This window comes from Candidatus Dormiibacterota bacterium (assembly GCA_035532835.1).
Taxonomy (GTDB): Bacteria; Vulcanimicrobiota; Vulcanimicrobiia; order Vulcanimicrobiales; family Vulcanimicrobiaceae; genus DAHUXY01.
In genome coordinates this window covers 57025-69570 of sequence record DATKQG010000096.1, presented here as the reverse complement: position 1 = coordinate 69570, position 12546 = coordinate 57025, and the positions used below count along the sequence as shown (strand labels likewise).

Annotated in this window: 10 protein-coding genes; 1 reads left to right on the top strand and 9 read right to left on the bottom strand. The window is 63.7% G+C overall.

All coding sequences use genetic code 11. The annotated features are described in order from the left end of the window. Nucleotides 1–3 precede the first annotated feature (3 nt). The 4 genes from VMW12_12235 to VMW12_12220 form a co-directional block, all read right to left on the bottom strand. Nucleotides 4–741 carry an RDD family protein gene (locus VMW12_12235; GenBank protein ID HUZ50485.1) on the bottom strand — a complete coding sequence of 246 codons (738 nt, stop codon included), beginning with the start codon at nt 739–741 and terminating at the stop codon, nt 4–6. 63 nt (nt 742–804) lie between these two features. Next, the gene (locus VMW12_12230; protein ID HUZ50484.1) at nt 805–3618 is read right to left on the bottom strand and encodes a BTAD domain-containing putative transcriptional regulator; all 2814 of its coding nucleotides are present in this window, start codon (nt 3616–3618) and stop codon (nt 805–807) included. A 155-nt stretch (nt 3619–3773) separates the two neighbouring features. Continuing rightward, nucleotides 3774–4136 carry a hypothetical protein gene (locus VMW12_12225; GenBank protein ID HUZ50483.1) on the bottom strand — a complete coding sequence of 121 codons (363 nt, stop codon included), beginning with the start codon at nt 4134–4136 and terminating at the stop codon, nt 3774–3776. A gap of 118 nt (nt 4137–4254) precedes the next feature. After that, nucleotides 4255–6153, bottom strand: a complete 1899-nt coding sequence (locus VMW12_12220; GenBank protein HUZ50482.1) for a hypothetical protein — start codon at nt 6151–6153, stop codon at nt 4255–4257. Between the two features lie 270 nt (nt 6154–6423). Between VMW12_12220 and VMW12_12215 the strand changes: the two genes are divergently transcribed. Beyond that, complete coding sequence (locus VMW12_12215) at nt 6424–7401, top strand: stage II sporulation protein M (protein HUZ50481.1); 978 nt, start codon at nt 6424–6426, stop codon at nt 7399–7401. Here VMW12_12215 and VMW12_12210 read toward each other — a convergent pair. Genes VMW12_12210 through VMW12_12190 form a run of 5 tightly spaced genes read right to left on the bottom strand, consistent with a single transcriptional unit; the run spans nt 7393 to nt 12541 of the window. After that, on the bottom strand, nt 7393–8724 hold the full coding sequence (locus VMW12_12210; GenBank protein HUZ50480.1) for a DUF58 domain-containing protein: 1332 nt from the start codon (nt 8722–8724) through the stop codon (nt 7393–7395). The genes VMW12_12215 and VMW12_12210 overlap by 9 nt on opposite strands. Next, nucleotides 8717–9682 carry a MoxR family ATPase gene (locus VMW12_12205; GenBank protein HUZ50479.1) on the bottom strand — a complete coding sequence of 322 codons (966 nt, stop codon included), beginning with the start codon at nt 9680–9682 and terminating at the stop codon, nt 8717–8719. The genes VMW12_12210 and VMW12_12205 overlap by 8 nt, the downstream gene beginning before the upstream one ends. Further along, on the bottom strand, nt 9679–10776 hold the full coding sequence (locus VMW12_12200; protein HUZ50478.1) for a DUF4350 domain-containing protein: 1098 nt from the start codon (nt 10774–10776) through the stop codon (nt 9679–9681). Before VMW12_12200 ends, VMW12_12205 begins: the two co-directional genes overlap by 4 nt. 5 nt (nt 10777–10781) lie before the next feature. Continuing rightward, nucleotides 10782–11582: a hypothetical protein gene (locus VMW12_12195; protein ID HUZ50477.1), complete on the bottom strand. Its 801-nt coding sequence runs from the start codon at nt 11580–11582 to the stop codon at nt 10782–10784. Next, nucleotides 11579–12541: a hypothetical protein gene (locus tag VMW12_12190; GenBank protein ID HUZ50476.1), complete on the bottom strand. Its 963-nt coding sequence runs from the start codon at nt 12539–12541 to the stop codon at nt 11579–11581. Before VMW12_12190 ends, VMW12_12195 begins: the two co-directional genes overlap by 4 nt. Nucleotides 12542–12546: the final 5 nt, after the last annotated feature.

Genomic DNA, 12546 nt, shown 5'->3' with positions numbered 1-12546 from the left:
AGCCTAGAGGCGTTCGAGCAGCGCTTCGTCGTCGAGTCGCTGCAAATCGGCCGGCACGCGGTCGCGAACGCGGCCGGCTAAACGCGCGGCTAAATCCCGCCGGCGATCGCTCTGCAGCGTATCGCGGCGCTCGATGAAGCGATGGATCAACGCCCGCTCTTCGCCGCTGACGTAGCCGGTGGCGGCATACACCGCCTGATTCGTCGGTTCGAAGTGCGGGAGCGTGGCCTGCTTGCCCACGCGCACCACGATCGTCCCCGCGGCGATATCGCCGATGCGCTTATTCTGCGGGGAAACCAGCGCACAGATCGCCGAGAGAGCGTACGAGCCGAACAGCATCTCTCCGACCCGGACCAGGTTTCGTACGAGCGAGGCGCCCCAATCGAGCGGATAGCCGCCGTCGCGCACGACGCGAATGCCGAGCGCCTTCTTGCCGATCGTCTGCCCGTTCCACACCACCTCCAGCACGATGAAGTATCCGAAGAAGATGACAAAGACGACGAAGATGAGGAATCCTACCGCAATGTTGCGAGCGAAACGTTCGCCCTCCGGCGTGGTGTGGTGCACAGGCGCGACGTGGATATGTCCCGCGGCGAAGATCAGTCCCCAGAAAAGCAGCGACACCAAGGCGATCTGCACCAACAGGTCGAGCAAAACGGCCAGAGCGCGGCTGCCTAATCCAGCCAATTCGTAGGAAAACGTGACGCTCTCCGGCGTGCGAACGTCGAACATTCGATCCATCGACGCATGACGTTCGACATCCCGACACCAGTTCCGCGCTACCAACGCATCGGCGCAGATTCGCTAGGCCACCTCGACCCGCTTGATGAGATCGACTAATTCGGCGTATTCCATCGACGCCGCTTCGCCGCAAAGCGCGTTGAAGGTCGCCGGGCCCACCGCCTTTTTCGCCGTTTCAACGATCGCTCGCAAGAACTCGCTATACGAAGACGACATCACAAGATCGTCCAACTCGCTGAGACGTTCGGCCATGCTGAAGGCCAAAACACCTTCTCGGAAGCGGCCAAGCCCAGTCAACGCCTGGAATCCGGCCAACAGCGCGTCTCGAACGAATATCGCATAAGCCTCAGGTGAGAGCAGCGTAAGTGCCCGAACGCAAAACTGGAGCGCCTCGCCGTATTTCCCGCACTCGCATAATTGCGACGATAGAGTATTCAATGCATCGGCCAGCCACACGCGGTCGCCGAGCGATTCAAAAATGTCTACCGCCGCCCGGGCGGCCGCAACCGACTCGTCCAAACGTTTCAAGTTCGCATAACTAAGCGAAAGCGCTCGATTGGCATAGCCGATTCCGCGAGTGAACTTCATCCGCTTAAACATGGACAGGCCCTCGAGCTGCAGCGCGAGCGCTCGTTCCAACTGCTCTCCGTGCGTCAACGATGCGGCGATGTTGAAGATGGTGTGAGTCGCGCCGTAATCGTCGCCGTGCCGCCGCTGCAGGGACAAAAGTTCTTCGAACAGTTGCAAAGCAGTGGGGTCGCCATGATTAAACGCGACGATTGCGATGGCGTTGAGCGCCTCCAGCTCACCCGAACTATCGCCCGATGCTCGAAATCCATTCAGCGCCTTCCGCAAGTGGGGTTCAGCCTGCTCCCGATCGGTTTGCGCTTTGGCAATAAGGCCCGTAACCAAATGGAGGCCCGCGCTGGTGGAGAGCGGGAGACGATCCTCTTCTTCGCTCAATAAGCCGCGGGCCAACGCCTCCAACTCCGCAAAATTCCAACGGAATATGTAATACGGGCAAAGCGCTTGCGCGAGTTTCGCGGCTAAGCCGGGATCGCTAGTCCTTGCCCATCGAAGGGCGGCGTCGAAATTCTCCCGGTCTGCGTCGGCGCGTTGGAAAAACTCAACTTCACGCGGCGACCGGAATTCCGGGCGATACCGCGCCGCGAGCCCGGCATAATAGCGCGAGTGCATCTCTCGCAGAGGCTCGCGATCCGTTTGGCGCGATTCCGCGAACGCGCGAATCGTATCCAGCAAGCGATAACGGATGCCCTGCGCATCGGATGTCACGCTGAGCAGAGAGGCGTCCGCCAAATCACAAAGAGCGGATTCTATCGGAGCGCCGCAAACGAACTCGGCCGCCTCCGCCGTAAACGTCCTTCGGAAGATAGACAATCGCAGAAACATCTCGCGCCGATCGCTCCCGAGCAAATCGTAGCTCCACGCTATTGCAGCGTCGAGCCGTTCGGGAATGCGAGATGCACGCAATTGCCGCAGGATCGTCTCAGGGGGAAGCACGGCGGTTCGGGCAGCAACGATTTCGATCCCGAGCGGCAACCCGTCAACCCGGTGCAGCAACTCGAGTATGACTGCGGCGTTGACGGCGCTGATTTCGAAGAACGGTGCTGCCGCAGCCGCGCGCTCCAGAAAAAGGCGATATGCGGGATAGGCGATCAGCGAAGCCGCCGGCACATCGGCCGCCGGAACGTCAAAAGACAACAACGGGAGAACGGCTTCGCCTTCGGCATCGAGCTTTCGCCGCGTGGTGGTTAGGACGGCGATACCGGCAGTCGCCAATCGCCGCGCGAGCGGGCGCGCGGTATCGAGCGAACCCTCACAACGGTCGAGAATCACGAGCGCTTCGCGTGCCTTCAGGGCTCGTACGACCCTTTCTCGCAGGTCCGGTCCGGACTCGATTGCGGCAGCCGCTCTCACGCGTTCCCAGGCATCGCGCTCGTCACGAACATGCGTGAGGTCTGCCAGCCATACGCCGCCCGGAAAGCGAGCGAGTTGCGATTGCGCATGGCGTACCGCGAGGCTCGACTTCCCAGAACCGGCCGGCCCCACGATCGAGACGATGCGCCCGGGCGTTAGCTGCATCCCTAGCTGCGAGAGCTCGCGGTGCCGCCCCACGAACGACAGGCGCTGCTGAGGCAGATTGTTTGGAACGAGTGACGTTTGGCTCGTGGTGAGCAGCGATTCGAAGAGCCGGACGCTGGCCGGTTCCGGCGTCGTACCGATCTCGGCACGCAGCCGGTTGGTCAATGCGTTGTACTCACGAATCGCCGCGCTTCGATCGCCTAAAGCGACCAGGGCCTCCATCAAGCGGCGCGCGGCGCCCTCGTCGAAGGGGCCGAGCGCGACTAACCGCTCCAACCACGGCAGAAGCGTCCCAGGCGAGGCGCCGACCGAATCGAGCAGCTCGATCTGCGAACGCAAAAGGCTTTCATACGCCGTTCGATACCGCTCCCGGATTGGTTCCAAGGACTCGTCCGCGACGCCCTCGCAGAAATCTCCCCCATAGACAGCCAATGCTTCGGTGGGGTTAGCGCTAAGGCAGCCGTCGAAGTGAATCGAGTCCACGAAAACGCCGCACTGCAGGTTCCATTGGACGGTGGTCCGGGTGAGCCGGAGGACGTCGGCACCAAGTGCTTTGTGCAGTAAATGCATGTGCCGCCGCAGATTGGCCGCGCCGATCGGCGGTGCGTCGTCGGGCCATAAGGTTCGTGCAAGCCAGTCCCGCGAAACCGGCCGGCGATGGTGAGCGGCGAGCAAGCCGAGCAAGGCCAAAGCCTTCGGCCGTATGCCGACTCTCGCCGCCGTACCGTCGTGCTCGAGCGCCGGATGCCCCAGCAATCTGAGCGTCGTCTCCATCCAGCCGAAACGTTGCTTGGTCTCGGACGATAGTCCTCGCCTAGAGGAAAAGAAACTAGGATATTATTCTGCAGTCCCCTTACGGCTCGGCGTGCGGCGCGATGGCGGCCTACCCGTACTCGGTGCGCCGAATGTGACGACGTCGGATACGCCGCTCAATGGATCCTGCCGCACACGGCCGTATTCGTCGCGGTACCGTCGTGGAAGTCGATGAGGATCGTACCCTTGCTGCCGTCTTGGCGGAGCCAACTGCGCAGTCCGCGCAGCTTTCCGGTGACGTAGACGATCCGCTTCCCCGCAGGGACGTACCGATAGATACCGGTGAACGCTGCTCCGGCCGTCGTATAGCGCGATCCGGGTTTGAGTACGACTGTGACGCCGTTGTAAAATGCCTGCATGTTGAAACCGTAGTTGTAGCAGGCGTAGCTCCCGAGCGGCGGTCCGCCTGCGAGCGCACTCGCAGGAAAGAGCAGCGTGCTCAACGCCAAAAATGTGAGAGCTGAAATCAACTTGCGCATTCCTATCTCCGATCTCTAAACCGTAGGTGGGGTGCGACGCCCCGCAGCAGAGGTTGCGGGGCGTCGCGAGTGTTCGCCGCGGCGAACACAGGTTATGGGCTGCGTCGTGCCGATGGCGTTATGGCCCGAACCAGAGTTCCACCGGTTCTACCAAACCGCTGGTAATGGAGTACGCCGCCCTACTCGAGGCGCTCAGCGGCTGCGCGTACGCGTCAACCGAGCCCGTACCGCTGCCGCCGTGCTGGTCGCCCACGTATAGCGTACCCGTTGCGTCCACGGCGAGTGCATGCGGGTCGGTGTCGGCGATTGTGTACGCAGGAGTGCTGCTCGCATTCATCGGCAAGCTATAGACATCGACCGCGCCGTTCATTGCATCCGCATCGAACAGATAGGTCGCGTACGATGCGAGCCCATAGGTTCCCGGAGCGGTCACGCTGGTCGGCGCACTCGTATACGGTGACGCGAACACGTCGATCTGGTTCACGCCCAGGTTGCCTACGTAGAGATTGCCGAGGTAATCCGTCGCAAGCGAGAACGAACTGTTGTCGCCGTTGATCGTCTTCGCCGGCGTGCTTGCGTTGCTGAACGGCGGCGAGTACTCAAACACCATGCTGCCTTGCGTACCGGTGTAGAGGTTGCCGTTCGAATCGAAGAGCAGTTGGGCGCCACCAACACCGCCTTGGAACTGCTGGAACTGGGCGACCGGCGAAGACCCGGAAGTAAGCGGCGCGTTGAAGATATAGATGTACCCGGTGCTGTCCTCCACGGCGACGTACTTGCTGTCCGAGGCGACGCCCCAGACGTTGCCGCCGATCTTCACGTTGACGTTCGGCGCACTGGAAGAACTGAACGGTGCCGTGTACTCGAGCACGTTGCCGCCGCTGCCATTTGCCACATACAAATGCGTCGCCGGCATCGGCGTGGCAGTCGGTGCAATCGTCGGCGCGGCGGTCGGTGCAATCGTCGGCGTAGCCGTCGGCGCAGGCGTCGGGCTGGGAGCAGGTGTTGAGCTCGGGACCACGATGGTAACATCGTTGGGCATTGCCCCCGACGGCAGCTGCCACGTCGTAACGGTCCCTTTTCCCCCCAAAGCAAGGGCTACCACTGAAATGGAATCGCTTCCCGCATTGGGCACGTAGGCGCTTCCCGTCATTAGGCTGTACGCGGCAAACTCCGGAGCCTTACCAACCGTATACGTACTGAGCGACGAGGCCGTATTCGGCGCGCTCATCGTACTGTCGATGATCTGCAGCTTACCCGTGGTCTGGCCGGACACAAGCCAATAGCCCCACGCATTGTCCGACACCGGGCCTGAGGCATCAGGCAGATTGGCCGTGTCATAAGCAGTCCAAGGCGGCGCTCCGCTAGTTCCGGTGTGATAAGTATGAAGAATGCCGTCCGCAGTTAGGATCGCCGTCTGGCCGCTTCCTCCGCCCGCCAAAACGCCTTGAACTGCAGTCGCCATAGTCATTTTTCCGTTGAGCCCACGGTTGGAAGCGTCGAGGAATTCTACGGTTTTATTGGTTTCGGCGATGGCGATGTACGAGTTGGAGTCGGCAACTTGAAACGGCGTTCCGCCGGTTGCGACCGTCGTAATAACCGCGTTCGTCTGTGGGTAGATGACCGAGATGCTGTTGCTGCCTTCATTGGCAACGTATACATTACGCCCGTACTGCGCAACCAGGGAAACCGGTCTCGACCCGACGGTCACGGTTGAAACAACCGTATTCGTCGTCGTGTCAATTTTCGAAACGGTTCCTGAGCCGCTGTTTGCCGCCCAAAGGTACCTTACTCCATCGTAGCTCAATTTCTCTGGGCTTTTGCCCACGGGGATTGTGGCGATGGCCGCCCCGGTCTTCAAGTTGAGGGCCACGACCTGGTTGAGGCCCGCCTCGGCGACGTACAAGGTGTACACTACCGGTACCGGTGCGGGCGTGACCGATGCTCCGGGTGGAGGTCCGCAGGCGGCGAGTAGCGCCAGCGACGCAAGCGCAATCAGGGGCGCGACGCCCCGCATTATCGAAAACTTCCTTTTCATGATCACTGCTCCTCTGCAAAAAAAGTCGAACACTAGGTCTCCATTAGAGTGCCTCTGCAGAACCATGATGAAGTGTGAGCGTCCCGCTAGCGTCCCACGCGCCTCCAGCCGGCGCTTGCGGTCGGGGTGGGCGTTGCGTATGGGACGCTCCGCGGAAGCGGCCCCGTTGAACCGCCGTCCGAATGGAGGCCTCGCGCGAATCCGCGCCTGTGGGCAAGACCCCACGTCCGTAGCAGCTAATGCGGCCTCATGACGCAACAGCTGTTCGTGGAGCGGCGCGAGAGCGATTGGCGGCATCTCGACGAGATGCTCGCTCGCGTGGGTCGCCGCGGCATTCGCGGGCTCGCGCCCGGCGAGGTTGCCGAGCTCGGCGGGCGCTACCGGTCGCTCGCGGGCGATTTGGCGTACGCCCAGGGGCGCGGTTACGACCCGCGGCTGCTGGCGTATCTCAACCGTTTGGTTGCGCGAGCGCATGCGGTGATCTACGGGGCAAACACGCAGGCCGGCTCCGCGCGCATCGCGCGTTTTTACACCCATACGTTCCCGCGTGAGTTCCGGCGCTCGATCGTCCCGATCGTTCTCTGCGCTGCATTGACCGTCGTCTGCGCGGTCGTCGCCTACGCCGTAATCGGCTCGCACCCGGCGGATGCCTACGCGCTTCTACCCAAAGGCATGATCCCGCCGGAGATTCGCAAGAGCCTCCATAACTCGAATTTCAACTTCGACACCGGTAATTCTCCGCTCGCAGCTTCGGAGATCATCACCAATAACGTCAAAGTCGCCGTCCTCGCCTTTGCCGGAAGCGTCACGCTCGGCATCTTAACCGTCTACATTATCGCGACGAACGGCTTGATGGTGGGCGGTTTGGGCGCCATGTTCGCAAACGCGGGATTCGGCTACGATTTTTGGGCGACCGTCGCGCCGCACGGAGCGATCGAACTCACCGCCATTCAAATCGCCGGCGCCGCCGGCCTCTTGATCGCGGCGGGCATCATCGCGCCGGGCCGCTTGCGGCGGCGCGATGCGATCCGCGCGAACGCCGCACGAGCCGGCGTCCTGTTTGCCGGGGTCGCATCGATGCTCGTGGTCGCCGGTACCATCGAAGGATTTTTCTCGCCGCTTCGTTTGCCGGCGGACGCGCGCATCGTCTTCGGATGTGTCACCGCGATTCTGCTGGCGGCGTACTTCACGTTCGCCGGACGATCGAACGCCGCCGAGCTACAATAGCCCGCGTTGCTTGACGCGCAGATACGCGTCGATGGCGGCCACGCTTAATGCGGTCGCCGGCACGTCCACGACGCCGACGCCGATGCGTTCGAGCCGAGCCACCGCGACGCGGCGCTCTTGCTGTACGTCGAGCGCGGCTTGAGCGCGGTAGGCTTCGTCAACCGACTCGGGTATCGTGCCGAGCGCGCGTTGCACGGCCGCGTCGTTCATCAATACGCACACCACGACGTGCCGCCTCGCCAAGGTGGCAAGTTCCGAGGCGATAATGCTCTGTGCGATCGCGTCGACGACATCGGTGAACAGCACGATCAGACTCCGGCGGTGGAGGTGCGACCGCACGTACGTGAAGGCGTGCGCGTAATCGGACTCCTCGGCTCTAGGCTCGACGTCGCAGAGCGCGTCGACAAGCTCTCGGGTAGAAGCGACGGTCGAACGCGGAGCGCGAGCGACCAGGATCTCGCGCGCAAATGCCACCACCCCAACGCGATCGCTCGCAAGCGCCGCGATCGATGCGAGCGAGAGCGCGGCGGCCACCGCGTAATCCAGCTTGCGCTGGTCGTCGATGCGCGGCGTCATAAGCCGCCCGCAATCGAGCAAGACGAGCACGTTCTGGCTCCGCTCGACCTCGCGTTGGGCGACCATGAGTTTGCCGCGCCGCGCGGTAGCCTTCCAATCGACGCTGCGAAAGGCATCTCCGCTCGAGTACTCCCGCAAGCTCTCGAACGCCGTGCCTTCTCCGCGCACGCGCATGCGTCGCAAGCCCGCCTCGATCGATCGATTGCGTACGCGCAGCGAACCGTAGCGCTCGACGGCGGTGAGATCCGGGTAGACGCGAATCTGCTCCTGGCCCGGAAACGCGGTTCGCCGGCGCAACAATCCGATCGGCCCTTCGAACCACACGTAGAGCCGGCCTAACTCGTCGCGGCCGCGCGCGACCGGGAGCACCGTGCGCTCAACGCTCGCGCGCGAGCGAGCGGGAATGCACGCGACGACGGTCGCACCGTCGTCGCGTAGCGTTCGCACCGCCGCCTCGACGATACCGGCTCGCACTTCGTGCGGCGAACGATTCTCGATATCGTACGTCACCTGGACCGGCGTGCGAAGCGCGAGGTGCGCCGGCAAGCGACGCTCGATCGAAAGATCGCTCGCCCGCGGCCCCGACACGACATCGACGATCGCCGCTACGAGCAATGCGGCCGCACACACCACGGCCACGGGGATGAACGCGCGCGCTCCCGGAGCCACGGCCAGCATGACGGCGATCGCCGCCAAGCCCGCATAGCCGCGCGGCGCGAGCCACCACGGCAAACGAATCCTAGGCACGCGGTACGGAGACGTTCGCAAGGACGTCGCGTAAGGCATCGTCTGCGGATATGCCCTCGATCTCCGCCTCGGGTTGCACGATGAGGCGATGCGCGAGCACGATCGGGGCGACGTCTTTTACGTCGTCCGGCGTCGCGAAGGCGCGCCCGTCGATCGCCGCGGCAGCCTGCGACGCCAGGAGAAGCGCGACCGCCGCGCGGACCGAAGCTCCAAGCGCCAGACGCGGATGCGCCCGCGTCGCAGCCACAACCCGATAGACGTAGTCCTGAACTTCTTCGGAAACGTGCACGTCGCGCACGGCTCGTTGCGCTGCACGAACTTCCGATGCGTCCGTCACCGCCTGGACGTGTTCGACACCGAGCGCACGCGCATCGAACCCATCCGCGACACGGCGGAGCAACTCCAACTCCCATTCCCGGGACGGATATCCCGTGGCAATCTTGACCATAAACCGATCCAATTGCGCTTCCGGAAGCGGATAGGTGCCTTCGTATTCGATCGGATTCTGGGTCGCGCAGACGATGAACGGCACGGGAAGATCGATCGGGGTTCCGTCGATCGTGACGCGCGCCTCTTCCATCGCCTCAAGCAACGCGGCCTGCGTTTTAGGCGGCGTCCGATTGATTTCGTCCGCCAACACCACGTTCGCCACGATGGGCCCCGGGCGCAACGAGAACTCCGCGGTCTGCGGATTGAAGACCGTCGTGCCCACGATGTCGGCCGGCATGAGGTCCGGCGTAAATTGAATCCGGCGAAATTCCAGGCCGAGCGCCAATGCGAGAGCGCGCACGGCCAGCGTTTTGCCGGTTCCCGGCACACCTTCGATCAAAGCGTGGCCGCGCGTTAGCAATGCGATCGTCAGCGCAAAGGCCGTTCGCTCGCCGCCGACCAAAGCCCGCGCGAGCGCACCGTTGACGCGTTGTGCGAGATCCCGAACCGATACCACATCGTCGATCATGCTAGGTCCTTTCGCAGCCGGGCTGCAATACGCGCGGCACGCAGCAACGCGTCGTCGTGAGGGTGCGGCATCTCGCGAAGCCGGGCGAGTTCGTCGATAGCGCTTGCTACATCGGGAGCGTCGCGGCGGTGCTGCGAGCGCCGCATCGCATCATCGTAGAAGGCCGCGATGCCGAGCGGCGCTGCGCGGGCGCGGCGCAGCAGCGCTGCCATGGCGGCTAGATACGATGCGGAATGTCGTTCGTCGGGTACGTCGAGCGCCAGGGGCGGAGCGCTTCGAACGTTCGCGTCCACCAGCCAAAGAGCCAGCATGGCTACCACGAGCGCTACGGCGATACGCACCGGCGTTGGGAGAGCCGACCAGAAGCTCGCATCTATCGCGTACCCGTGCAGGCGTTCGTCGAATGCCACCGGCCCGTGGCCGGCCAGCACGTTGTAGGCGAAGCGCGCGTTGGACGCCCGCCCGAGTTCGCCGTTGCTAAACACGCTCGGCGCCGCAATTGCGACGATCTCGCCCTTACCATAGGGGCGCCAAAACGCCGCCACCCCGGCCCCGGTGCCCAGGAGCGGCGCCGCACCCGGCGCGCTATCGAAGGGTACAAGCTCGGCGCCGGCCGCCCGCACCGATGCGACGCCGCTCGTCATGGCGATCCGCGCCATGGGCACGAGTGTAAGGTGCGATGGCCGCGCGTGCACCTTTGCGGGAACGATGACGAGCTTGAACGCCCGGTACAAGGCTGCGTCGGCGGGCGAATAGAGCAGTACCAACCGCCCGCCTTCGCGCACGAATCGTTGCAGCCTCTGCACGTCGCCGCCGTCGATTTGCGCGTGCGAAACCTGCGCGACGACGTCGCTGCGATTGGACGAGATCACCAGCGTGCGTACGCGCGAATCGAGCAACCCCAAGGGACGTTCCAAGCGCGTGACGTCGACGCGCTCGGCGGAGAGCACGTTATACAGCGCGCGATACCCGTTCGGGCCGGTGTCGTAGGTTGAATAGAACGAGTACTCGGCTCGCGCGCTCCATTCGCGCGCTACCGCGAGCCCGACGATCGCCGCCAACCCCAGCACGATCGTCACGTATTGCAGCGTCATGCGATTCACGTCGTCGCTATTCGCTCCGCTAGAGCGTGATACGAGTCGCGGGCTATCCGCCAATCTTCGGCACCGGGAGGCACTTCCGCATACGCGACGCGCGAAAACTGCCGCGCGATCGCGACGAAGGGCCCCTCCGCGTTACGATGCTCGGGGCCGAGCGCGGCGCGCAATTCGTTAATCGTTGCGCTGGCACGATCGCGCAACACTCCTCGCAGATCGAGCAGCGTCACCGCCGCCACGAACAGCATGCGGATCGCCGTTGCGAAATCGCCCGCTCGCGCGGCCGCATCCGCGCGCTCGAAGAGCGCCTGCGCGTTACGCGCGTTCTCGATCGGCGCGTTCGTCGAGAGCCTGCGGTCGTATCGAAATTGCACGCTTCGAATGAGTTGGGCGGCCGCATAGCCCACGATGCCGAGGAAACCCACGATCAAGAGGTCGCCCACCGTCGTTCGTACCGGTCCGCCGAAACGAACGCTTCGCGCGAGCAACCCGATCAGTTGCTTCCATCGATCGATCGCCGCGCCCCACAAGATTTGCCACCACGACGTACGCGGCGCCGCCGCATGCGCGCGCAAGCGGTAGCGCCCGGGCGTGGCGAGTTCGCGCCGCGCGGCGGCCGCAAGAGTCGCGGCATCCGGGGCGCGGGGCGGACCGGATGCCGTATCCGCGGCGACTGCGCGCAGCAACGCGGCCAATTGCGCATTCGCCTCCTTACGCGTGCGAACGTCGCGCGCGCGCTCGATCGCGGCGCGCTGGGTGCGGAGCCAGGTTGTGTACGGTGACGGAGGAGGTGCGGCGTTCATGCGCCCAAGCGCTGGATATCGGCCTCCAAATCGAAGCCTTCACGACGGATGCGGACGTCGTAGTAATACACGGCCACAAAGACGGTCAGGAAAGCCGAGAGCAACGCACCGGCGATCGTCGAGAGGGCCACTTGCAGGAAGACGTTTTTCAGCAGCAGGACGACGGCGATGCCCACGCTCGCGCTAATCCCCACCACTCCGAAGTCGATCCCCAAATAGGCAAGGCCGACGAGGAGAGCTCGGCGAGCTTCATCGCGCGCAAAAATGCGAGCGAAGCCGGAGCGAATCGCCGCCCCGACCGGCTGGCCTTCGATGCAGACGGCAAAGAACGAAAAGCTCGCAGCCAAGACTGCCATTACCGCCACCGCCAGGAGCGCGAGCGTTAAGAGCACCGCCAACGCCGCGAAGATGATCGCGAGCGCCGGCGATGCGCGAACGACGCCGATCCCTATGCCGACAAGGATGGCCAGGGAGAATACCGATATCAAGTATGCGGCCAAACCGATCCCGACCCACACGATCAGCGTACCGAGCACGCTCGGCCATCGCCGCAAAACGGCGGCGTAGCAGGTACCGAAGGCGGGGACGTGGCCTGCGTAGAGAGCGGCCACGCCGACCGCCACGGCATTGGTGGACAACGGCACGACGACGAGCGCAACGACGATCACGATGAGGAGGCCGCCGATTTGCGCCGCGGTGAACTCGCCGAACGGCGACGGAGGCTTGGCCGGCCGGCCAGCGTCCGGGGGCGGTGTCGGGTGCTCCAGAATCGTGATGGCGGCCTGTAGGGACTGCGCCTGGCTCCCGGCAAACGCGTACTGCACGATCGCCATCGGCAGCGAGACGGTCAGGATGATCAGCGTAAATAGTGCGAAATTGCGCACGTACAGCGTGACGGCTCGATCGAGTATTTCACCGATCGAGAGCGGACGAAGGAGCAGCGGAGCGGCAGATTCCATCGCTG